This is a genomic window from Paeniglutamicibacter sp. ORCA_105 (genome assembly GCF_045798545.1).
GTDB classification, from domain to species: domain Bacteria; phylum Actinomycetota; class Actinomycetes; order Actinomycetales; family Micrococcaceae; genus Paeniglutamicibacter; species Paeniglutamicibacter sulfureus.
Map to the genome: position 1 here is coordinate 1 of NZ_JBIXLM010000013.1, position 21,167 is coordinate 21,167.

General features: G+C 66.5%; 19 protein-coding genes and 6 tRNA genes. 6 read left to right on the top strand and 19 right to left on the bottom strand.

Annotated features, from left to right (window positions below):
* Positions 1 to 30: 30 nt before the first annotated feature.
* From ACIPUB_RS08300 to msrB, 8 genes are all read right to left on the bottom strand, one after another.
* Complete coding sequence (locus ACIPUB_RS08300; protein ID WP_407606958.1) at positions 31 to 2,163, bottom strand: 3-hydroxyacyl-CoA dehydrogenase NAD-binding domain-containing protein; 2,133 nt, start codon at positions 2,161 to 2,163, stop codon at positions 31 to 33.
* 4 nt (positions 2,164 to 2,167) lie between these two features.
* Positions 2,168 to 3,406: a thiolase family protein gene (locus tag ACIPUB_RS08305; RefSeq protein WP_407606959.1), complete on the bottom strand. Its 1,239-nt coding sequence runs from the start codon at positions 3,404 to 3,406 to the stop codon at positions 2,168 to 2,170.
* Between the two features lie 145 nt (positions 3,407 to 3,551).
* Positions 3,552 to 4,868: an HRDC domain-containing protein gene (locus ACIPUB_RS08310; protein ID WP_407606960.1), complete on the bottom strand. Its 1,317-nt coding sequence runs from the start codon at positions 4,866 to 4,868 to the stop codon at positions 3,552 to 3,554.
* A 63-nt stretch (positions 4,869 to 4,931) separates the two neighbouring features.
* Positions 4,932 to 5,546, bottom strand: coding sequence for a DUF3000 domain-containing protein (locus ACIPUB_RS08315; RefSeq protein ID WP_407606961.1), 615 nt, complete (start codon positions 5,544 to 5,546; stop codon positions 4,932 to 4,934).
* Positions 5,547 to 5,651: 105 nt separating this feature from the next.
* Positions 5,652 to 6,713, bottom strand: a complete 1,062-nt coding sequence (locus ACIPUB_RS08320) for a threonine aldolase family protein (protein WP_407606962.1) — start codon at positions 6,711 to 6,713, stop codon at positions 5,652 to 5,654.
* Between the two features lie 33 nt (positions 6,714 to 6,746).
* The gene (locus tag ACIPUB_RS08325; protein ID WP_264270678.1) at positions 6,747 to 7,475 is read right to left on the bottom strand and encodes an SDR family NAD(P)-dependent oxidoreductase; all 729 of its coding nucleotides are present in this window, start codon (positions 7,473 to 7,475) and stop codon (positions 6,747 to 6,749) included.
* 41 nt (positions 7,476 to 7,516) lie between these two features.
* The gene (locus tag ACIPUB_RS08330; protein WP_407606963.1) at positions 7,517 to 8,890 is read right to left on the bottom strand and encodes a DUF6421 family protein; all 1,374 of its coding nucleotides are present in this window, start codon (positions 8,888 to 8,890) and stop codon (positions 7,517 to 7,519) included.
* 227 nt (positions 8,891 to 9,117) lie between these two features.
* On the bottom strand, positions 9,118 to 9,549 hold the full coding sequence (gene msrB, locus ACIPUB_RS08335) for a peptide-methionine (R)-S-oxide reductase MsrB (protein WP_377700384.1): 432 nt from the start codon (positions 9,547 to 9,549) through the stop codon (positions 9,118 to 9,120).
* 121 nt (positions 9,550 to 9,670) lie between these two features.
* Between msrB and ACIPUB_RS08340 the strand changes: the two genes are divergently transcribed.
* Positions 9,671 to 10,924 carry an alpha/beta fold hydrolase gene (locus ACIPUB_RS08340; protein WP_310287975.1) on the top strand — a complete coding sequence of 418 codons (1,254 nt, stop codon included), beginning with the start codon at positions 9,671 to 9,673 and terminating at the stop codon, positions 10,922 to 10,924.
* Here the strand turns inward: ACIPUB_RS08340 and ybaK are convergent.
* From ybaK to ACIPUB_RS08355, 3 genes are all read right to left on the bottom strand, one after another.
* The gene (gene ybaK, locus ACIPUB_RS08345; RefSeq protein WP_407606964.1) at positions 10,921 to 11,427 is read right to left on the bottom strand and encodes a Cys-tRNA(Pro) deacylase; all 507 of its coding nucleotides are present in this window, start codon (positions 11,425 to 11,427) and stop codon (positions 10,921 to 10,923) included. The two genes, ACIPUB_RS08340 and ybaK, sit on opposite strands and share 4 nt — an antisense overlap.
* Positions 11,428 to 11,504: 77 nt before the next feature.
* Positions 11,505 to 11,954: a SufE family protein gene (locus ACIPUB_RS08350; RefSeq protein ID WP_310287969.1), complete on the bottom strand. Its 450-nt coding sequence runs from the start codon at positions 11,952 to 11,954 to the stop codon at positions 11,505 to 11,507.
* Positions 11,951 to 12,868: a sulfurtransferase gene (locus tag ACIPUB_RS08355; RefSeq protein ID WP_407606965.1), complete on the bottom strand. Its 918-nt coding sequence runs from the start codon at positions 12,866 to 12,868 to the stop codon at positions 11,951 to 11,953. The genes ACIPUB_RS08350 and ACIPUB_RS08355 overlap by 4 nt, the downstream gene beginning before the upstream one ends.
* Positions 12,869 to 13,134: 266 nt before the next feature.
* On the opposite strand from ACIPUB_RS08355, the gene zapE reads away from it, so the two are divergent.
* A complete protein-coding gene (gene zapE, locus ACIPUB_RS08360; protein ID WP_310287966.1) occupies positions 13,135 to 14,172 on the top strand; it encodes a cell division protein ZapE in 1,038 nt (345 codons plus the stop codon).
* 146 nt (positions 14,173 to 14,318) lie between these two features.
* Here zapE and ACIPUB_RS08365 read toward each other — a convergent pair whose 3' ends face one another.
* From ACIPUB_RS08365 to ACIPUB_RS08400, 8 genes are all read right to left on the bottom strand, one after another.
* Positions 14,319 to 15,515, bottom strand: coding sequence for a benzoate/H(+) symporter BenE family transporter (locus ACIPUB_RS08365; protein ID WP_310287963.1), 1,197 nt, complete (start codon positions 15,513 to 15,515; stop codon positions 14,319 to 14,321).
* Positions 15,516 to 15,620: 105 nt separating this feature from the next.
* Positions 15,621 to 15,842: an antitoxin gene (locus ACIPUB_RS08370; protein WP_310287960.1), complete on the bottom strand. Its 222-nt coding sequence runs from the start codon at positions 15,840 to 15,842 to the stop codon at positions 15,621 to 15,623.
* Positions 15,843 to 16,184: 342 nt separating this feature from the next.
* Positions 16,185 to 16,260: transfer RNA gene (locus ACIPUB_RS08375), tRNA-Gly, on the bottom strand.
* Positions 16,261 to 16,294: 34 nt separating this feature from the next.
* A tRNA-Val gene (locus ACIPUB_RS08380) sits at positions 16,295 to 16,366 on the bottom strand.
* Positions 16,367 to 16,519: 153 nt separating this feature from the next.
* A tRNA-Gly gene (locus ACIPUB_RS08385) sits at positions 16,520 to 16,592 on the bottom strand.
* 34 nt (positions 16,593 to 16,626) lie between these two features.
* Positions 16,627 to 16,698, bottom strand: a tRNA-Val gene (locus ACIPUB_RS08390).
* Positions 16,699 to 16,721: 23 nt separating this feature from the next.
* Positions 16,722 to 16,792 (bottom strand) — tRNA-Cys (locus tag ACIPUB_RS08395).
* 62 nt (positions 16,793 to 16,854) lie between these two features.
* A tRNA-Gly gene (locus ACIPUB_RS08400) sits at positions 16,855 to 16,927 on the bottom strand.
* 209 nt (positions 16,928 to 17,136) lie between these two features.
* On the opposite strand from ACIPUB_RS08400, the gene ACIPUB_RS08405 reads away from it, so the two are divergent.
* The 4 genes from ACIPUB_RS08405 (at position 17,137) to ACIPUB_RS08420 (ending at position 21,167) form a co-directional block, all read left to right on the top strand.
* Positions 17,137 to 17,988, top strand: coding sequence for a cytochrome (locus ACIPUB_RS08405; protein ID WP_310287957.1), 852 nt, complete (start codon positions 17,137 to 17,139; stop codon positions 17,986 to 17,988).
* Between the two features lie 118 nt (positions 17,989 to 18,106).
* Positions 18,107 to 18,682: a peptide deformylase gene (gene def, locus ACIPUB_RS08410; protein ID WP_310287956.1), complete on the top strand. Its 576-nt coding sequence runs from the start codon at positions 18,107 to 18,109 to the stop codon at positions 18,680 to 18,682.
* On the top strand, positions 18,679 to 19,617 hold the full coding sequence (gene fmt, locus ACIPUB_RS08415) for a methionyl-tRNA formyltransferase (protein WP_407606966.1): 939 nt from the start codon (positions 18,679 to 18,681) through the stop codon (positions 19,615 to 19,617). Before def ends, fmt begins: the two co-directional genes overlap by 4 nt.
* Entirely contained in the window at positions 19,614 to 21,167 is a 1,554-nt protein-coding gene (locus ACIPUB_RS08420; protein ID WP_310287952.1) for a transcription antitermination factor NusB, read from the top strand. The genes fmt and ACIPUB_RS08420 overlap by 4 nt, the downstream gene beginning before the upstream one ends.

Genomic DNA, 21,167 nt, shown 5'->3' on the forward strand with positions numbered 1-21,167 from the left:
CCCGCGTCACGCTGACTTCTGAGCCAAACCTCAGTCCTGGTGGAACTTCCGGCCGTTGACCCGCTCGGAGGCGCCCACCTGGTCGAGGTACGGGGTGATGCCTCCCAGGTGCATGGGCCAGCCGGCTCCCATGACCATGCACAGGTCGATGTCCTCGGGTCCCGCGACCACGCCCTCGTCGAGCATCAGCCCGATTTCCCGGGCCAGTGCGTCCTGCGTGCGCACCAGCAGTTCCGCTTCAGTGCTCGGGCTGTTGCCGAACTCCAGCAACCGAAGCGTGGACTCCGGGATTTCCGCTCCGCCGTCCGCCGTGGGTGTCCAGAGCGAGGTGATGCCGTGGGAGATGAGCACCTGCTGGTTTTTGGAGACGTGGAAGCGCTCGCCGAAGGCCGCGTGCAGTGATTCGGAGACGTGGTGCGCCACCGGGATCCCGACCATGGCCAGCAGCGTGAACGGGGTCATCGGCAGGCCCATCGGATGCAGTGCGCCATCGGCGGTGGCCGCATCGGTCCCGTCGTCAAAGGCCTGGGCGATCTCGCCCATCAGGCGCAACAGGATGCGGTTCACCACGAAGGCGGCCTCGTCCTTGACCAGCACGCTGGTCTTGCGCAGTGCCTTGCCAGTGGCGAAGGCGGTGGCCAGGGCAGCCTCGCCCGTCTGCTCGGCCCGCACGATCTCCAGCAGCGGCATCAGCGCGACGGGGTTGAAGAAGTGGAAGCCGACCAGGCGCTCGGGGTGGGCCAGGTCCCGGCCCATCTCGGTCACCGAGAGCGAGGAGGTGTTGGTGGCCAGGATGCATTCGGGCGAGACCACGGCCTCGACCTCGGCAAATACCTGTTTCTTGACGGCCAGTTCCTCAAAGACCGCCTCGATCACGAAATCGGCATCCGCGAAGGCCTCCTTGGACACCGCGCCGGTGACCAGGGCCTTGGTGCGGTTGGCGGCATCGCCTGAGATCCTGTCCTTGGCCAGCTGTTTGTCGACCTCGCCGTAGATGTGGGCCAGGCCCTTGTCCACTCGTGCTTGGTCGATGTCGGTGATGACCACCGGCACCTTGAGGTTCTTGGCGAAGAGGAGGGCCAGCTGCCCGGCCATGAGCCCGGCGCCGACCACCCCGACCTTGGTGACGGGCCGCGCCAGCTTGGCGTCCGGGGCGCCGGCGGGGCGCTTGGAACGCTTCTGGACCAGGTCAAGGAATGCGTACACGGTGTTGTGGAAGGCGTTGGTCTGCATCAGTTCGGTCAGTGCCGCGATTTCCAGTGCTGCGGATTCCTTCTGGGTGATGGAGGCGCCGGCCTCGAAGACCTCGAGCACCTTGGCCGGCGCCGGGGCCGCGTTGGAGGTCTTGGCCTCCACGAAAGCCCGGGCCTTGGCCGCGGCGGCGGCCCAGCGTGCGGCAATGGCCGGGTTGCCGTTCGGTTCCACCGCGTTCGGGCGCTGCACCGTGGTCCCGCCGCCGAGCACGCCCTCGGCCCAGAGCAGGGATTGCTCCAGGAAATCGGCAGGCTCGAACAAGGCGTCGGCAATGCCGAGCTTCGCGGCCGCGATCCCGTCCAGCGAACGGTTGTTGTTCAGCGGGTTTTCGATCATGACCGTCATGGCGGCCTCGGGCCCGGTGAGCCGCGGGAGCCGGTAGACCCCGCCCCAGCCCGGGACCAGCCCGATGAAGGCCTCGGGCAGCCCGATGCCGTTGGCTCCGCTGGAGACGGTGCGGTAGGTGCAGGCCAGCGCGATTTCCAGTCCGCCGCCCAGTGCCACGCCGTTGATGAACGCGAACGTCGGTACCCCCAGGTCCGCGAGCAGGTCGTAGGCTGCGTGGCCCAGTTCCGCCATGGCGCGCCCGTGCACCGGCTCGGTGAGGTTCTTGACCCCGGAGAGGTCGGCGCCGGCGACCAGGAAGTGCGGCTTTCCGGTGACGGCCAGGGCCTGGATCTCCCCGGCGGCGGCGCGGCGCTTTTGCTCGGTGAGCGTGGCGTGCAGTTCCAGCAGGGTGTTGGGTCCGAGGGTGGTGGGCTTGGTGTGGTCGAAACCGTTGTCAAGGGTCACCAGCGCCATCCTGTGGCCGCCGGGCAGCTGGACGTCCTCCACGAGCGAGTGGGTGATGATCTCGTGGGGGACCAGCGAGGCAAGGGAAGCGAAATTTTCAATGGTGCTCTGGCTCATGGCCTTAGGCGTCCTTTCCGTAGTCTGCGTGGTGCGGGTTTTCCCAGATCACTGTGCCGCCCATGCCCAACCCGATGCACATGGTGGTCAGGCCGTAGCGCACCGTGGGATCCTGCCTGAATTGGCGGGCCAGCTGGGTCATCAAGCGCACGCCCGAGGAGGCCAGCGGGTGGCCCACGGCGATGGCGCCGCCGTAGCGGTTCACCCGGGGGTCGGTGTCCTCGATGCCGTAGTGGTCAAGGAACGAAAGAACCTGGACCGCGAAGGCCTCGTTGATCTCGAACAGCCCGATGTCGTCGATGGAAAGGCCTGCCTGGGCCAGGGCCTTCTCGGTGGCCGGGACCGGGCCGATGCCCATGACCGAGGGTTCGACACCGGCAAAGGCGTAGGAGACCAGGCGCATCTTGACGTCCAGGCCCAGTTCCGCCGCGGCCTCGGCGCTGGCCAGCACCGCGGCGGTGGCCCCGTCGTTCAGGCCTGCGGCGTTGCCGGCGGTGACCCGGCCGTGGGCGCGGAAGGGGGTGCGCAGCTCCGCCAGCGACTCGAGCGTGGTGCCCGGGCGGGGCGGCTCGTCGGACGTGTGCAGCTTGAAGCCCTCACCGGGGCGGCGCGCCGCGACCGGGACCAGATCCGGCTGGATGTCCCCGGCCGCGTAGGCCGTGGCGAGTTTTTGCTGGGAGGCCACCGCGTAGGCATCGGCGCGATCCTTGGTGATGGCGGGGAAGCGGTCGTGCAGGTTCTCGGCGGTGTTGCCCATGTTCAGGGCCGCCGGGTCAACGATGCGTTCGGCCAGGAAGCGGGGGTTCGGGTCGGCCCCGGCGCCCATGGGGTGGTTGCCCATGTGTTCGACGCCGCCGGCGATGACGACGTCGTAGGCCCCGAAGGCGATGGAACCGGCGGTGGATGTCACCGCGGCCATGGCCCCGGCGCACATGCGGTCGATGGCGAAACCGGGCACCGAGCGGGGCAGACCGGCCAGCAGCGCGGCGGTGCGCCCGATGGTCAGGCCCTGGTCACCTCTCTGCGTGGTGGCGGCGATTGCCACCTCGTCGATGCGCTCGGGTGGCAGTGAGGGGTTGCGGCGCACCAGCTCGCGGATGCACTTGACGACGAGGTCGTCGGCGCGGGTGCCGTGGTAGATTCCCTTGCCTCCGGCCTTGCCGAAGGGGGTGCGGACGCCGTCGACAAAGACCACGTCGCGGACCTGACGCGCGTTGCGCGTGTTCACTGGCTGGGGGCTCACCGGTACTCCTTGAGATGGATGATGGGGATGTGATCCACCCCATACGCTACTGGTGAGTAACTTAGAGTGCAAGCCGGGTGCACGAGGGCAAGAAAAAGCCGGGCAGGTAATTCCCGATCCCGGAAAAAACCTGCCCGGCCCTTCATCAGCGCTTGGCCAACTCGTCCGGGTCCAGCAGCGCCACGGTGAGCACCGGGCCCACCAGCTCGATCTGCCACTCGCGGGCGCCCAGGCCCCGCAGCGTCGCCGACACGGTGTCCGGATCGATCTCCGCCGGCGGGCTCCAGCACAGCCGGCGCAGCGTGTCGGGGGTGAGCAGGTTCTCGGTGGGAATGTTCATGGCCTCGGCGGTGCGGGCCACCCGCGCGCGGGCCGTCTGCAGCCGCGCGGCAGCCACCGGGTCCTTGTCGGCCCAGACCTTGGGCGGCGGGGGCGAGTTCGACGGCACCTGGTTGGGTGGTAGGTCGCTGGTCGCGGCCGCGTCCTGCAGGGCGCGCAGCCACTTGGGGGCGTCCTTGGCGGCCGAGCGGCCGTGGAAGCCGGGGGTCTTCAGCAGCGCGGGAACGCTCTTGGGCATGGCCTTGGCGGCGGCGACCAGCGCGGAATCCGGGATCAGCCGGCCCGGGGCCACGTCGCGGGTCTGGGCCAGGGACTCGCGGGTCTCCCACAGGGCGCGCACCGCGGCCAGGGTCCGGCGGTCGCGGATCTGGTGCAGGCCGGAGGTGCGGCGCCACGGGTCCACGCGGGGTGGTGCCGGGGGGGCCTTGCGCACCGCCTCGAACTCCTCCTCGGCGAACCCCAGCTTGCCGTCGGCCTGAAGGATCTTGATCAATTCCTCGCGCAACCGGTCAAGGACCTCGACGTCAAGGGCGGCATAGCGCAGCCACGGTTCAGGCAGCGGGCGGGTCGACCAATCGGCGGCCGAGTGTTCCTTGGCCAGCCGCAGCCCCAGCAGGGATTCCACCGCGGGGCCCAATCCCACGCGCGGCAACCCCGCGATGCGGGCTGCAAGTTCGGTGTCAAAGAGCCGAGCCGGGTCCATGCCCAGCTCGCGCAGGCAGGGCAGGTCCTGCGAGGCTGCATGCAGGATCCAGGTCTCGTCGCCGATGGCCTCCTGGATCGGGTCCAGGTTTTCGAAGGACACCGGGTCGATCAGCCAGCTGCCCGAACCCTCGCGGCGCAGCTGGACCAGGAAGGCCCGCTGGCCGTAGCGGAAGCCGGAGGCCCGCTCGGCGTCAACGGAGACCGGGCCGGTGCCTGCGGCAATGGCGCGCGCGGCACGGCGCAGGCCGGGGTCCGTGGTGACGACCTCGGGAACCCCGTCGCGCGGGGTGTCCAGCAAGACGGGTTCGGGGAGAACCTCCTGCGGCGCTTCGTCGGTTTCCGGGGCGTGCGCCGGGGCGGACGGATCGTCCTTCACGGTGCTGTGGCTGGGGTTCGAGGCATGGGGGGTGCTGGTCATGGTCTATCGATTCTAGTACCGATTGCGCCGGGACCGGGTTTGACGGGCCGCGGGCGGATGGATCTAGGAGAGCCTGCGGTGCGGAAGTGCCGTGACTCCGCTGGGCAGCGGGGGCAGGCCGGCAAAGGTGCAGACCATGTCGGCCCAGGCCTCAAGGTGGGTGGAGATGTGGTGGTCGCCGGGGGTCCAGGAGGCGCGCAGTTCGATGTCGATGGTCTCGCTGCGGTCCTCCAGGGTGCCGTAGCTCTCCGACAGCACGCGGGTCGCGGTGCCGCCGGCTTGTCGGTAGTCGGCGCCGGATTCGTTCAGTGCATCCAGCAGCCAGGTCCAGGCCACCGAGCCCAGCATGGCGTCGTTGCCCATTTCCGAATCCATGCGGGCCCTGATGTAGGTCACGATGCGGAAGGTGCCGTCCCAGAGGGCGGAACCGGCCGGATCGTGCAAGAGCACGAAGCGCCCGGTGGCCAGTTCCTCGGCGTGCACCGGTGCCGACTGGTCCGTCCTGCGCGGGACGCGTTCGAGGACATCGGCGGACAAGGCCAGGGCGTAGGGCGCCAGGCGTGCCGGTGCGGGAATTTCCTGGAGGTGGATCTCGCGCCGGCAGCTGGCACGGCGAACTGCGGCCAGGGCTTCGAGGAAGGCCGGCGGCACTGCTTGGACTGGTCCGTTTGAACTCACATGGCCACTCTAAAGTGTGGCCGTCGCCATGCCGCCTGCGGCACGCCGGGGAGCGGGACCCCGTTGCGCCCCGCCCTCCGGCGCCCGGTTGGGGACCACGCCCCCCTAGTTGGCGGCAAGTTCCTCGGAGAGTGCCGCGACGAAGGAATCGACGTCCGCCTCGGTGGTGTCGAAGGAGCACATCCAGCGCACCTGGCCCGCGGCGCGGTTCCAGTCGTAGAAGCGGAAGCGCTCGCGCAACCTGTCGGCAACGGCATTGGGCAGCTCGGCAAAAACGCCGTTGGATTGCGTCGGGTAGACCAGCTCCACGCCCTCGGTTGCCTCGACCGCCGCCGAAAGCCTGGCGGCCATCGCATTGGCGTGCGTGGCCGAGGTCAGCCACAGGTCGGAGCCGTAGAGGGCCAGCAGCTGGGCGGAGATGAAGCGCATCTTCGAGGCCAGCTGCATGTTCATCTTGCGCAGGTACTTCATCGACTCGGCAGGGCCATCGGAGAGCGTCACGATGCCCTCGCCGAACATGATGCCGTTCTTGGTGCCGCCCAGGGTCAGGATGTCGATTCCGGTGCCCGTGGCCATCTCGCCCAGCCCCACGCCCAGGGCGGCTGCGGCGTTGGAAATGCGTGCCCCGTCCATGTGCACGCGCATGCCCAGCGAGTGGGCGTGGTCGGTGATGGCCCGCAACTCCTCCAGGGTGTACAGGGTGCCCGTCTCGGTGGACTGTGTCAGCGAGACTGCCAGCGGTTGGGCTCTATGCTCGTCCCCCCAGCCCCAGGCCTCCATGTCGATCAATTCGGGGGTGAGCTTGCCGTCGGTGGACGGCACGGAGAGCAGCTTCATGCCGCCCATGCGCTCCGGGGCGCCGTTCTCGTCGACGTTGATGTGGGCGGTGGCGGCACAGATGACCGCTCCCCAGCGCGGCAGCAGGGACTGCAGCGCGATGACGTTGGCGCCGGTGCCGTTGAACACCGGGAAGATCGTGGCGCCCTCGCCGAAGTGCCCGGCGACGACGGAACCGAGTTCCTCGGTGTACTGGTCATCGCCGTAGGAGACCTGGTGCCCGCCGTTGGCCTGGGTCAGGGCCGAAAGGACCTCGGGGTGGACACCGGAGTAGTTGTCCGAGGCGAAGCCGCGCACAGAAGAATCATGAATCGAAGTAGTCACTGGCATTGCGTCCTAACAGGGTGGGATCGTGGGGGGAAGTTAGCGGGTGGGCAGGTGGATGCGCGCACCGTTGAGCGTGGCTGCCTCGCCGGAGAAAAGCTCAACTGCAGCCGCGCCCAGGGCCGCGACGTCGGTGTGTCCGGCGGTGTTGCGCTCCGGGTGCGCCGCGCGGGCCTGGGCGTCGGTGAACGCCTTGATGACCCAGATGGCGGCTGCGGCGCGCTGGGGAACCGGGTTGTCCTTGTTCCCCGCCTGCGCCGTGCGCAGCTCGGCGGCCACCGCGCGCATCCAGGCCTCGGCCCCGGCCTTGGCCGTGGTGTAGTTGGCATTGGAGCCGGCCGGCGCATCGACGGCGGTGGCCGAGACGATGGCCACGCGGCCGCGGCGCGAGGCAACCAGGTCGTCGCGGAAGACCCTGGTGGTGTTGCGCAGCGTGGTCACGACCTGCGTGTGCAGGAATTCGTAGTCGTCGTCGCTTTGCCCGGCCAGGCCCTTGCCGCCGCGCCAGCCGCCAACCAGGTGCAGCAACCCGTCGACGGGACCGCGCTCCACGTCGATGAGCTGGCGCAACTCGGTCACCGCAGCGTGGTTGGCCAGATCGACTTCGTAGCGCCCGTGCACGAAGGGCAGCCGTTCGGCAAGCCTTTCGGCGTTGGAACCTGCCGCCAGCACCGTGGCGCCGGCGGCGCACAGTGCATGGGCAGCCGCGACGCCCGAGGCTGAGGTGGCCCCGGCAATGAGTACCTTCAAATCAGTGAGGTCAGCCATGGAAGCGAGTCTAGCCTTTGCTGGTGGTTTCGGCGGCGGGATCAGATGGACGAGGTGCCGGTGATGCCGATGGTGGAGTCGATGACCGGGCGCAATTTCTTGGCCAGCGCCTCGTAGAACATCGAGTGCGGGAACTCGTCGTCGAGGACCTGGTTGGTCATCTCGCGCAGCGGGGAAGAGAGCGGCAGCGCGTCGGCCCCCTTGGCCCACACCGAGCCCGGGTGCGGGACCAGGGTCGCTGAGACCAGCTCGTAGGCGGCCAGCCAGTGGGCGATCTTCGGGCGGTCGATCGAGCGCCAGTACAACTCGTCGATGGCGTCTCCCAGGGCCGAGACCACCGCGGGGACCTGGTTCCAGTCGATGGACAGCTTGGTGTCGGTCCAGTGCAGCACGTGGTGCTGGTGCATCCAGGCGAAGAGCAGCTGGCCGCCCACGGCGTCGTAGTTGCGGGTGCGGGTGCCGGTCATGGCGAAGCGGAAGATCCGGTCGAAAATCACCGCGTACTGCACCAGCTGGGCACGGTGTCGCGTGGTGGGGTCGGCCGAGGTGTCGTGCTGGATCTTCACGCATTCACGGAAGGCGGTGAGGTCGCAGCGCAGCTCCTCGAGCGAGTAGAGGAAGTAGGGCATGCGCTGCTTGATCATGAACGGGTCGAAGGGCAGGTCCCCGCGCATGTGGGTGCGGTCGTGGATCAGGTCCCACATCACGAAGGTTTCCTCGGTGAGGGCCTGGTCCTCGAGCATTTCGGCGGCATCCGCGGGCAGCTCCAGGCTGGTGATCTGTGCGGCGGATTTCAGCACGCGGCGGAAGCGGGCCGCCTCGCGGTCCTGGAAGATCGCGCCCCAGGTGAAGGACGGGGTCTCGCGGATGGAGACGGACTCGGGGAAGAGCACCGCGGAGTTGGTGTCGTAGCCCGGGGTGAAATCCAGGAAGCGCAGCGGGACAAAGAGCTTGTTGGAATAGTCCCCGGCCTCAAGCCCGGCGATGAACTCGGGCCAGATGACCTCGACGAGGACCGCCTCGAGCAACCTGTCGGTGGATCCGTTTTGCGTGTACATCGGGAAAAGCACCAGGTGGCGCAGGCCATCCTCGCGCGCCAGCTGCGGGGCGAAGGCGCGCAGCGAGTCAAGGAAGTCGGGAATGCCGAAGCCCGAGGCACTCCAGGTGGCCAGGTCGGAGACGAGTCCCTCGAGGTAGGCAGCGTCGTGCGGGAATTGCGGGGCCAATGCGTGCAGCGATTCGGCGATGGCCACCGCCAGGGCCGCGGCGCGCGGCTTGTCGGCAGCCTCCGGCACCGAGCCGTCCTGCCCCTGGAGGCCCTGGAACTCGGTGGCCGCGGCCTTCAGCGCCAACCACGGCGCGGAATTGACGAGCTCTGAGTTGGACAGCGGCTTGGGAAGAGTTGCCTGTGACATGGTGGGAGACCCCTTTCGGTAAGGCTGGATGCGCCGCGCGGATGCTGCGGACCTTAGCTTGGTTCCAGCGTACTGAGGGGTCGTGGTTACTGATTGAAAAACGGTGTGAGCATCAGCAATGCTGTTGCATGTGCCATGCCGTGCTCACCAAGGCATGTGTGCAGGGAATGCTCGGCCCCGGGGGCACAACAGTGCCCCCGGACCCGGGGATCCGCACGTGTCGCCGGCTAGCTCGTCTTGAGCCGCAGCGAGACCGAATTCATGCAATAGCGCTGGTCGGTGGGGGTGTTGAAGCCCTCCCCCTCAAAGACGTGGCCCAGGTGCGAATCGCAGGCAGCACAACGCACCTCGATGCGGACCATGCCCATCGTGGAGTCGCGGATGTAGCGCACCCGGTCCTCGGCCAGTGGGGCGAAGAACGATGGCCACCCGCAGCCGGCATCGAACTTGGCGTTGGAGGTGAAGAGCTCATGGCCGCAGGCGCGGCATTCGTAGACGCCCTCGGTGGTGGTGTCCCAGTACTCGCCGGTATAGGGACGCTCGGTCCCGGCCTTGCGCAGGACCTGGTATTCCTCCGGGGTCAATTCGGTGCGCCACTGCTCGTCGGTCTTGGTGACGACTGGGGTGTCGGGGGTGCTGGATTCTTCTGGGGGCTGGATTTCACTCACACAACGCACAACACCGGCATGGTCCTGCCCATTCCCGGCACGATGCCGACCAGCCAATTCCCTTCGTGCCAAAACCACTGGGTGGCGGCTTTTATTTGCAATGATGGTAGGCATGAAGGAACAACATTCCCCGATGCCCCCGCGCGCCCGATCCGCAGGCAAGGGCCTGAGCTGGGCGCTGCTGGGCGTGGGCATCGGCGCGGCGGCGGGATCGGTGTTTGCCGGCAGCGTTTCGGCGCTGGCCGCCTACTTTGCCCGCCGCGTGGTGACGCCCGACGCGGAGCCGGACCAAAGCCTGGAGATCCTGGCATTGGTGCCCACCGCGGAGGGCAGCGACGTGATCCTCTCGGCGAACAAGGATTCCACGGCCCCGGGACGATACTCGCTGTTCTTCTCCGCAGACACCGGTCATGCACGCCTGGGCGAGCCCAAGGGCTACCGCCTGGGTGACGGCACCGTGACCCGGGCGGTGGAAAAAATCTACTTCGGAGACCTGTCCACCGCGGCCCGCGGACGGTTCTCCGGAATCGTCTACGATTCCCCCGAGGACCTGGACGTTGAATACGACGAGGTCGAGATCCCCATCCTGGGCGGTATGGCCCCGGCATGGTTCGTCGAAGGCAGCTCCGAGGCGGACACCTGGGCGATCTGCGTCCACGGCCGCGGCGCCAACCGCAAGGAGGGGCTGCGCGCGATCCCGACGCTGCAGCGGCTTGGGCTCAGCGCACTGCTGGTCTCCTACCGCAACGACGGGGTGGCCCCGGCAGCAGTTGACGGTCGCTACGGGCTGGGGGCCACCGAATGGCCCGACATCGAGGCGGCCATCGACTACGCGATTGCCCAGGGGGCGAAGGAAATCCTGCTCTTTGGCTGGTCCATGGGAGGGGCCATTGCCTTGCAGGTGGCGGACAGGTCGCGGCACGCACGCAGGATCGGCGCGCTGGTGCTGGACGGGCCGGTGATCAACTGGATCGACGTGCTCTCGCACCAGGCAAAGCGCAACCGCATCCCCGAGGCAGTGGGCAGGTTCGGCCAATGGCTGCTAGTCAACAAGGCGGGACGCTGGATCACCGGGCTTGCGGCGCCCCTGGACCTGAAGATCCTGAACTGGGTCGAGCGGCACGACCAGCTGCGCCTGCCCACCCTGATCCTGCACAGCGAGGACGACGACTTCGTCCCCATCGGCCCTTCCGAGCAGCTGGCGGAGCTGAACCCGGACATGGTGGGGCTGCGGCGCTTCAGCCGGGCGGGCCACACCCGCGAGTGGAACGTCGATCCGCAGCGCTGGGAGGCGGAGGTCGCCTCCTTCGTCCGGTCAGTGCTGGAGGCCCCGCGCCCGGGCGGCTGGGCAGCCACGGAAGACTAGTGGGAAATTGCGGCGACCTCTGCCTCGGTGAGGCGCTGCAGGTCCGCCGGGGCCAGCTCGAGGTCAAGCCCGCGGTGCCCGCCGGAGACATAGACGGTTTCATGGGCCAACGCGCTGGCATCAAGCAGCGTGCGCGAACGGTTGCGCTGGGCCAGCGGCGAGATGCCGCCCACCACGTATCCGGTGCGGCGCTCTGCCACCGACGGGTCGGCCATTTCCACCTTCTTCAGCCCCAGGGCCACGGCCATGGCCTTGAGGTCCAGCGACCGGTCGACCGGGACGATTCCGACCACCAACGCCGCGGGCCCCGGTTCCCCGGTGGACACCAACAAGGTCTTGAACACCCGGGACGCTGGGACGCCGATGGCCTCCGCCGCTTCCATCCCGTAGTTCTCCACGGACGGGTCGTGGACGTATGAGTGCACCGTGTAGGGGACCGACTCGCGGTCCAGCAGCGTGGTCGCGGGCGTGCCGGTCGAGTGTGTGTTCTTTTTCTTGGACATGGCTTTCCCCAATCCTCCGTTAACCGCGTTTGGGCGCCGGCACGTGCCGACGCCCAAACTTCTTCGATCGTTTCGGCCTACGAGCCGGCAGCGGCAACCCGCTCGCTGACCTGCCGCTTGATACGGGCAAGCATGGCACTCATGCCACGCAAACGCAACGGTGTCAGGGCCCGGGTCAACCCCAGCTGCTGCGGCATGTCGTCGGGGACGGCCAGAACCTCGGCGGCCGGCAGTCCGTCGAGCCCCTGGTGCAGGACGGAGGCAAACCCGCGGGTGGTCGGTGCCTGCGGGGGAGCGGAGAAGAACAGTGATACCCGGTGCTCGCCGGCGGGCTCGACCTCGATGTTCAGGAACAGCGGGGTCTGGCACTCAACGACCTGCTCCAGCAGGTCGGGGTGTTCGGCCAGGCGTTGGGGAAGCTCGGGGAGTTCCTCGGAGAAGTCCAGCAGCATCTCCAGGCGCTCGGGCTCGGTGACGGACTGGAAATCCTCGACGATCTCGGCCAGGGCCTGTGGCAATTCGCTCATGCTGCTACGCCCCCGTATCCCACAGGCACGGCACCGGGCTCGATGCCCTTCACGATGGGCACGCGCACGGCGTTGCCCCATTCGGTCCAGGAACCGTCGTAGTTGCGGACGTTCTCGAAGCCGAGCAGGAACTGCAGGGCAAACCAGGTGTGGCTGGAGCGCTCGCCGATGCGGCAGTAGGTGATGATGTCGTCGCCGGACGCCAGCCCGGCCTCGCCGAGGTAGATCGCCTCGAGCTCGGCGCGGGACTTGAACGTGCCGTTCTCCTGGGCGGCGCGGGCCCAGGGCACCGAAGCTGCCGTGGGGATGTGCCCGCCACGCAGCGTGCCCTCCTCGGGGTAGGCAGGCATGTGGGTGCGCTCGCCGGTGAACTCCTCGGTGGAGCGCACATCGATCATGGGCTTGCCGAAGTGCCCCAGTACCTCGGGCAGGAACGCGCGGATGACGGTGTCGTCGCGCTCGATGACCGGGTAGCTGCCCGGGATGACCGACGGCTTCTCGCGAGTGGTCTCCCGGCCCTCGGCGATCCACTTGTCGCGCCCGCCGTCGAGCAGGCGGACATCTTCGTGCCCGAAGAGGGTGAACACCCACAGGGCGTAGGCGGCCCACCAGTTGGACTTGTCCCCGTAGATGACCACGGTGGTGTCGCGGCTGATGCCCTTGGACGCCATCAGCGCGGCGAAGCGCTCACCATCGACGTAATCGCGCGTGTCTTCGTCGTTGAGCTCGGAGTGCCAGTCGATCTTCACGGCATTGGGGATGTGGCCCGTGTCGTAGAGCAGGATGTCCTCGTTGGATTCGACAACCACCAGGCCTTCGGTGGAAAGGTTGGCGGCCAGCCAGTCGGTGGACACCAGTCGTTCGGGATGGGCGTAGTCGGCGAATGACGGATTGGAGTCGATGGGAAGGCTCATGCTGAATTGACCTCGCAACAAAAAATCGTGGGATGGTGTTTCTCCAAGCCTAGCGATCCGGGGGGTCGCCGGCGGTGAAACAGGGTCATTCGACGCCATATTTCGCTCCAAGCGTCGGCCTTTGTGCCACCGGCAGCGAGGCGGTGGCACACGCGAACGAGCCCCGTTTTAGTGGTTGTCGATTCTGTGGGCGTAAAATGGCGGGGGCGTGTCTTCGCGCTGCGCACGCACACCATCATTCGAAGATTTAAGGACCGTTCCGCCGTATGGCCACGATTACGCATCTTTCCCAACGGACCCCCACGGTCTCCATCGACGACCTGCTCGCCGGTTTCCACCCGTCCTACCGCTTTGGCGAGGTGTCGTTTGACACCTACCGGCCGGACCCGGCCTGGCCCACCCAGGCCGAGGCGGTCACCAAGCTCAAGCACTTCGCCTCGACCATCGGCAATTCCAAGGGCGGCTTCCTGGGCAAGCTCTTTGGCAAGAAGAAGGTCGAGAAGTCGGGGATGTACCTGGACGGCGGCTTCGGCGTGGGCAAGACCCACCTGTTGGCTTCGCTGTGGCACCTGGCCCCGGGCCGGAAAGCGTTCGGCACCTTCGTGGAGTACACCAACCTCGTCGGGGCCCTGTCCTTCCGCCAGACCGTCGAGGTGCTGAGCACCTACTCGCTGGTCTGCATCGATGAATTCGAGCTCGATGACCCGGGGGACACCGTGCTGATGTCCCGGTTGATGCGCGAGCTTTCCGATGCCGGCGTGAAAATCGCAGCGACGTCCAACACGCTTCCGGGCGCACTGGGCGAGGGCCGCTTTGCCGCCGTGGACTTCCAGCGCGAGATCAAGGTGCTCTCCGAACAGTTCGACGTCCACCGCGTGGACGGCGTTGACTTCCGCCACCGCGGGCTCCCCGACGCCCCGGTGCCGCTGGAGGACGCGGGCATCCAGGAGTTCGCCGTCGAGCGCTACGGGGACAAGACCTTTGCCGTTGACGAGTTCGCGGACCTGGTCGGGCACATGTCCAAGGTCCACCCCAGCCGATACCGTGCCTTGCTGGCCGAGACCGACGTGCTGGTGCTGCACAACGTCGAAACCATCACCGAGCAGGCGGTGGCGCTGCGCTTCGTGGTGCTGGCCGATCGCCTGTACGACAAGGACGTGCCGATCATCGCCTCGGGCAAGCCGTTCAGTGAGTTGTTCACCCCGGAAATGATGGCCGGCGGATACCAGAAGAAGTACTTCCGTGCCGTTTCGCGCCTCACCGCACTGGCCCGCGAAGGCCAGACGGGGGAACCGGCGCTGTAAACCCAACGCACGAAGGCCGTGACGGCCGCCATCCGCAACCACCTCGTTTCCGAGGTGGGAGCGGGGGACGGGCCTCACGGCCTTTTTCGTGCGCCAAGGGGTCCGCAAACCCAGGTCGCCGACCCGCGGGTTGGAGCTGTGCTGGGTCAGTGGCGTTTGCGCTCGATGAGCAGGCGAAGGGTCAATCCGGCGACCAGCGCCCAGAATGCCCCGCCGATTCCGGCGAAGCTCAGGCCCGAACCGGCAATCAGGAACGCGACCAGGGAACTCATCCGGCTGGAGGGATCGGACAGCGCGGAGGACGCGGAGGAGCCGAGGGTTGCCAGCAACGCCAGGCCCGCCGCGGCTTCCAGCAGGCCCTCGGGACTCGCGGTGGCCAGCGCCGTGATTGCGGCAGACGCCAATCCGAGCAGGATGTAGAAGCCGCCGGAGGAAACTGCCGCGATCCACCGCCTGGAGCGGTCTTCCCCGGCCTCGTCCCCGGCGGCGAGGGCGGCGGAAATCGCCGCAAGGTTGATGGCATGCCCGCCGAGGAACGCCGCCGCCGAGCTGCCGAGCCCGGTGGCCAACATGGAGGCGCGCCACGGTGTTTCGTAATTGAAACTGGCCAGTACCGCAACGCCCGGAACGTTCTGCGAGGCCATGGTGACAACGAAGAGCGGCAGGGTGATTGCGGTGAAGGCCGCGAGGCTGAATGCCGGTGCCGTGAATTCGAGACTCGGCAGCAACTGTCCCATCACTCCCGCGGCGTCGGCCCGTCCCATGGAAAAGCCTGCGATGCCCAAGGCCGCGGCCATCGCGGCCGGAACCGCCCAGCGGGGACTGAAGCGCAGGAAGAGCAACCAGACCACGATAACCGGGGCGACATGCAACGGGATAGTGGACAACGCCACGAAGGGCGCTAGGCAGAGTTTGAGCAGTACTCCGGCCAGCATGGCTTGGGCCAGGGGGACGGGGATTGCTGCAAGCGTCCGGCCCAGCCAGGGGATGGCACCGGTTGCGGCAATCAGAACTCCGGTCATGATGAAGGCACCGACCGCTTCGTTCCAGCCGAAGTTCACTGCTGCCGCTCCGGCCAGCAACGCTGCACCGGGTGTCGACCATGCGGTGGTGATGGGTCGCTTGGTGAACCACGCCAGGCCAACTGCGCAAATGGCCAGTGCAATGGTGAGGGCGAAAAGCCCGGAGGCGGCCTGGGCGTCAGTCGCCCCGACGGCCCTGAGTCCTGTCAACACCACGGCAAAGGACGAGGTGTATCCGACCAACGCGGTGACAAGACCGGCCATGATCGGCTGTGCGAATGTCGATCGCCGTGGAGCGCTGGGGATGGCGGTGGAGGTCAAATCATTTCTTTCCGTGCAAACGACAGGTGCCGGTTCCGCCTCACGGCGGTACCGGCACCCGTTTGTCGTGCCTAGGGCAAGAGTCCTAGTGAACCAGGCAGGAACCTAGACGGTCGGCGTGCCGCCGTCTTCCTTGTTGAGGAGGCCCTTTGCGCCATCCTGAACCTTGTCGACGTGCTCGGAGAACTTTCCCCCGGTCTTTTCGTCGATGAAGTTGCCGGCGTTGTCGATGGCACCGCCGATCTTGTCCGAGTTTTCGTGAATCAACCCGGCCGCCTTCTCCTTCAGTCCTTCAGCCTTGCCCTTCAGCTCGTCAAAAATAGACAAAAGGCACCTCCTCTCAGTAATGGGGGCCCGAAAAGCCCCGTCTAGGAATCATCCTATGCTCAGTCGCGATCGAATCAAGGGCATTTGGATCAATTTCTTCTCCGATGCGACTCTGACTTGTATGTACATACTGGCAGCTGTGACAGCGCTGCCATCAGTGGTATCGCAGGAGTGGGCCCGCTTTCCGCGATCTGAACCGAAACACGGGGCACCGTTGGGCGTTGGGGGCCAACGGTGCCGGGGGATTGTTCGGCCCGTAATTCGGGCCTTGGTCCGGGCCTGGTACAAGAGGCGTTAAACAAGTAGATCGTGTGATTTGGAGTAATCACACGATCTACTATTTGGAGTGGACAACGAGGTTCGAACTCGCGACCTCAACCTTGGCAAGGTTGCGCTCTACCAGCTGAGCTATGTCCACATGAACAATCAATACCTAAAGTATAGACTCTTCGTGGGCGATACTGGGTTCGAACCAGTGACCTCTTCCGTGTCAGGGAAGCGCGCTACCGCTGCGCCAATCGCCCATAGGGGGGTGCTGCACCTGAACTATAGCTTGGATTCACGATCTGCAAAATGGCAATCCAACTTTTCATGCGGGTGCTGCGTGTTCTTACCCGGGGGTAAAAGAACAAAGAACAAGGCCTCTCTTCGAAAAGGAATTGAGGCCCGATCTTCAGAGTGGACAACGAGGTTCGAACTCGCGACCTCGACCTTGGCAAGGTCGCGCTCTACCAGCTGAGCTATGTCCACGTGAAAAACCAACACACCAGGTGTGGATTCTTCGTGGGCGATACTGGGTTCGAACCAGTGACCTCTTCCGTGTCAGGGAAGCGCGCTACCGCTGCGCCAATCGCCCATACTGCTTGCAATGTTCCTACGAGGTGGGGACGGGATTCGAACCCGCGTAAACGGCTTTGCAGGCCGGTGCCTCGCCTCTCGGCCACCCCACCATAACCACTTGGTAAAATACCTCGTGGTTAGGTCGGCAAGCCGACCCGGTGATTCAAATGCGAGTGGACAACGAGGTTCGAACTCGCGACCTCGACCTTGGCAAGGTCGCGCTCTACCAGCTGAGCTATGTCCACATGAAAGAATCGCAATCCGCCCGGAATGTTTCGTTCCGTTTGGCTGCGTTCCAACGAGTAAAAACTCTATACGACGTTTCACCAAAGTTCCAAATCGACACATTCCCGCGCCGACATGCGGCAAAGATCCTTGTGATCCCGCGGTTTTTGACTGGCCCGAAAACGCCCGAAAACAGCAAAACGTCCCCTGGACGTGGAAAAATCTTCCTATGACTTCACCAGCGTTGGCCCAACAGACCTCTTTTGGGCGCATGTATGCCAGAAAAATCGGCGCCCTTCCGGAGGTTCCATCCATCACCACAGTCATTGGGCAGGAAAAAATGGACATGGACGGTTGGATAGGTCACATGGCGGCCACGGCCGTGGTCCAGGATGCCAGGCTGGGTGAGTCCGTAGGGAATTCCGCCAAGCTCAAGGCGCTAGCGCGCCAGGCATCCAACGCGGCTGCGGAATATCGTGACTTGGCCGCGGCCCGCGGGGACCGGGTGCACCAATACTGCGAGCAAATAGCATTGCGCGCCATGGGAAAGCCGCACCAGGCGGCCCAGGCCCGTGAAGCGCTCATCGCCAACAACGAAGAAGCCTTTGCCGGGCGCTTCGACGAGTGGTGGGAGACCTACCAGGTGCAACCACTTGCCGCGGAGGTGACTGTCTGGAACTCGAGCATCGGGTACGCCGGCACCCTTGACCTGGTTGCCACCATTGGCGGCCGGCTCTGCCTGATCGACTACAAGACCCGTGGCACCAATCGCGACGGCCGGGTCAAGCCACTTGACCCCAAGGTGGTCATGCAGTTGGCTGCAGGCGCAAAAGCCGAGGAAATGGTCATTGATCCAGCCGCCGGAACCTGGGAACCGTGGAAATACTCACAAGACCCGATGCTGTTGGGCGTGGCAATTGGCGAAACCGAAGTCCAGACCGTGATGGCCAATCCTGAGGTCCTGCCCGCGTACTGGTCGAAGTTCTGGTCGCTTCGCCAGGTATGGGGAGCCACCCAGAAGGTCGGTGATGCAGGGATGCCCCTGCGCGAGGTGGGCCCACCACCGCCACCGGCGGCATGAGGCGGTCGGTAGACTGGTGGGCAGGGGATAGGCGCGCAGCATTAGCTTGGCCGCGCCCGTCCGCCTCCATCCACAGCACATTGCCGGAACCCAGCCGGCCGAAGGGAGACCGGACCGCATGGCCGTCTTAGGCATTCGCATCGTTGGCGACCCAATCCTCCGAACCCGCGCAGACGAGGTCACCGAATTCGGGCCCGAACTGCGCAAGCTCGTCGCGGACATGGACGAGACCATGGAAAACGTTGAGGGTGCAGGCCTCGCCGCACCCCAGGTGGGAGTCTCGCTTCGGGTCTTCACCTACCAAATCGGCGGGAACCGCGGGCACCTGATCAACCCGGTGCTGGAACTCGGCGAGGAATTCCAGGACGACGTGACAGAAGGCTGCCTGTCCATCCCCGGACTCGGCTACCCGGTGCGCCGCCGCCAATGGACCCGGGCCACCGGGGTTGACGTTGACGGCAACCCCGTGGTCGTGGAAGGCGAGGGATTCCTCGCCCGCTGCCTGCAACACGAGACCGACCACCTCGACGGAATCCTCTACATCGACCGGCTTGAGGGCGAACTGAAGAAGGACGCCTTCCGCAAGCTGCGCGACTCCAGCTACAACTCGGTTGCCGCAAACACCGTGACCAAGCGCAGCTCGGCGCTGGGATCCAGCTTCGGCGCCGGTTCGAGCTTCGGGAACCTGGCATGAGGGTCCTGTTCGCCGGGACCCCGCAGGTCGCCGTTGCCTCCCTCGACCAGCTCGTGAAAGACGGGTTCGACGTGGTTGCCGTGCTCACCCGCGAAGACGCCCCGGTGGGGCGCAAACGCGTCATGACCCCGTCCCCTGTAGCCGCACGGGCCGCGGAGCTCGGCATCGACATCATCCATGCCAACCGGATCAACGAGCCAACCCAGGAACGCCTGGCGGCCCTTGACCTGGATATCGCCGCAATCGTCGCCTACGGGGGACTCGTTCCGGAAAAGGCGCTGACGATCCCGCGCCTTGGTTGGATCAACCTCCACTTTTCGTTGCTCCCCGCCTGGCGGGGAGCGGCCCCCGTGCAGCACTCGATCATGGCCGGGGACGACATCACCGGTGCCGTGACCTTCCAGCTCGAAAAGGGACTGGACACAGGCCCCGTCTTCGGCACGCTCACCGAAACCATCGACGTTGCCGACACGGCCGGCGAGTTGCTGGGCCGCCTGGCAATCTCCGGTGCGGTGTTGCTCTCGCAGACCCTTTCCGGCCTTGAGGCCGGCAAACTCGTGGGTGTCGAGCAGCAGGGGGACACCTCCTACGCGCACAAGCTCACGCTCGTTGACGGTCAGGTTGATTGGTCGCTTCCGGCCCTGGTGATTCGCCGCCGCATCAACGGAACCAGCCCGGATCCCGGGGCCTGGACCGAACTCGATGGCCAGCGTTTCAAACTCGGGACCTTGGTTCCGCAGGCAGATGTCACGGATCTTGCACCCGGCGAGGTTCGCATCGAACCAGGCAAGAAACCGCGAGTCCTGGTGGGGACGGGCTCGTACGCCGTTGAACTCGGCCTGGTGCAACCACCGGGCAAAAAGATGATGAATGCAGCAGATTGGGCGCGGGGCATTCTCGCGTCCGGAACCGTGGATGAGGTGAAATTCGCATGAGCGAATTCGGACAGGGACGTTCCGACCGTCCGCGACGCAGCGAACCGAACCGCGGCGGAGGCCAGGAACGCCGCAGCGACGCCGGCCGCACCCGCAACCGCGGGGGAGCGGGACCACGCCAATTCAGTGCCTCCGCACCCTCGGCCCGCAACCGCAGGGCCGACCAGGCCCGGCTGACCGCCTTCGAGGTGCTGCGGGCCGTGGCCGAAAACGACGCCTACGCCAACCTGGTGCTCCCGGCCCGGATCCGCGAACACCGCCTGGATCGCCGCGATGCCGGATTTGCCACAGAACTGACCTACGGCGCCTTGCGCGGGCAGGGCCTGTACGACGCGATCCTGGCCCGTTGCGTCGACCGCCCCCTGGACCAATTGGACCCGGCTGTCCTTGACGCGTTGCGCCTGGGCGCCCACCAGCTGCTGGCCATGCGAGTGCCAAGCCACGCGGCACTCGACGAAACCGTGTCGCTGGCCCGCATGGTGATCGGCGCCGGCGCGTCCGGCCTGATCAACGCGGTGCTGCGCAAGGTCTCGCTGAAGGACCTGGAGACCTGGAGCGAGGAACTGGTCGCCGGGATCGCCGATGAAAATGCGGCAGCCGCACTGGTGCATTCCCACCCCGAATGGATCGTTCGCGCCCTGCGCCAGGCGCTGGTGGCCCACGGCCGCGACGCCGCCGAAATCACCGACCTGCTGGTCGCCGACAACCTGGCCCCGGTCGTCAACCTCGTGGCACTGCCCGGCGTCGGTTCGCTGGACGAGGCGCTTGACGCGGGCGCCGAACCCGGAACCCTCGTGGCCGATTCGGCCTATTACCAAGGCGGGGACATCGCCCGGCTGTCCTCCGTGCGCGCGGGCAGCACCCGCGTCCAGGACGCCGGTTCCCAGCTGGTCGCCCGGGCCCTGGCCCAGGTGGCGCTGCCCGAGGACGGCGATGACACCTACTGGCTGGACCTCTGCGCCGGCCCCGGCGGCAAGGCTGCATTGCTGGCAGCCTTGGCTGCCGAACAGGGCGCGAAGCTTACCGCCAACGAACCCGCCCAGCACCGCGCCGAACTGGTGAACAACGCCTTGGTGGCCATCGATCCCGAGACCTGGATGATCTCGGTTCGCGACGGCCGCGAATACGGTGAAAGCGAATACGCCGGGGGCTATGACCGGGTCATGGTCGATGCACCGTGCTCGGGCCTGGGCGCGCTGCGCCGCCGCCCCGAGTCCCGGTGGCGCAAGAGCCCCCGCGACGTCGCCGAGCTGACGATCCTGCAGGGCGAGCTCCTGGACGCGGCGCTCAGCGCGGTGCGCGTGGGCGGCGTGGTCGCCTACGTGACCTGCTCGCCGCACCCGGCCGAAACCGTTGCAGTGGTCGATGACCTGCTGTCCCGGAACAAGAATGCGAGGCTGCTGGACACCGGGGCGGCACTGGAATCCGCAGCCCTGCCGGGACTGGCATCGGCCGCCCGCCCCGTGGGCGAAGGAAGCACCATCCAGCTGTGGCCGCACATCCACCGCACCGATGCCATGTTCATGGCGCTGTTCACCCGCACCGCCTAA

Coding starts and splice junctions, on each gene's coding strand:
- ACIPUB_RS08300 (WP_407606958.1), bottom strand. CDS start 2,163: ATGAGCCAGAGCACCATTGAAAATTTCGCTTCCCTTGCCTCGCTGGTC.
- ACIPUB_RS08310 (WP_407606960.1), bottom strand. CDS start 4,868: ATGACCAGCACCCCCCATGCCTCGAACCCCAGCCACAGCACCGTGAAG.
- ACIPUB_RS08320 (WP_407606962.1), bottom strand. CDS start 6,713: ATGCCAGTGACTACTTCGATTCATGATTCTTCTGTGCGCGGCTTCGCC.
- ACIPUB_RS08325 (WP_264270678.1), bottom strand. CDS start 7,475: ATGGCTGACCTCACTGATTTGAAGGTACTCATTGCCGGGGCCACCTCA.
- ACIPUB_RS08330 (WP_407606963.1), bottom strand. CDS start 8,890: ATGTCACAGGCAACTCTTCCCAAGCCGCTGTCCAACTCAGAGCTCGTC.
- ACIPUB_RS08340 (WP_310287975.1), top strand. CDS start 9,671: ATGAAGGAACAACATTCCCCGATGCCCCCGCGCGCCCGATCCGCAGGC.
- ybaK (WP_407606964.1), bottom strand. CDS start 11,427: ATGTCCAAGAAAAAGAACACACACTCGACCGGCACGCCCGCGACCACG.
- ACIPUB_RS08350 (WP_310287969.1), bottom strand. CDS start 11,954: ATGAGCGAATTGCCACAGGCCCTGGCCGAGATCGTCGAGGATTTCCAG.
- ACIPUB_RS08355 (WP_407606965.1), bottom strand. CDS start 12,868: ATGAGCCTTCCCATCGACTCCAATCCGTCATTCGCCGACTACGCCCAT.
- zapE (WP_310287966.1), top strand. CDS start 13,135: ATGGCCACGATTACGCATCTTTCCCAACGGACCCCCACGGTCTCCATC.
- ACIPUB_RS08405 (WP_310287957.1), top strand. CDS start 17,137: ATGACTTCACCAGCGTTGGCCCAACAGACCTCTTTTGGGCGCATGTAT.
- def (WP_310287956.1), top strand. CDS start 18,107: ATGGCCGTCTTAGGCATTCGCATCGTTGGCGACCCAATCCTCCGAACC.
- fmt (WP_407606966.1), top strand. CDS start 18,679: ATGAGGGTCCTGTTCGCCGGGACCCCGCAGGTCGCCGTTGCCTCCCTC.
- ACIPUB_RS08420 (WP_310287952.1), top strand. CDS start 19,614: ATGAGCGAATTCGGACAGGGACGTTCCGACCGTCCGCGACGCAGCGAA.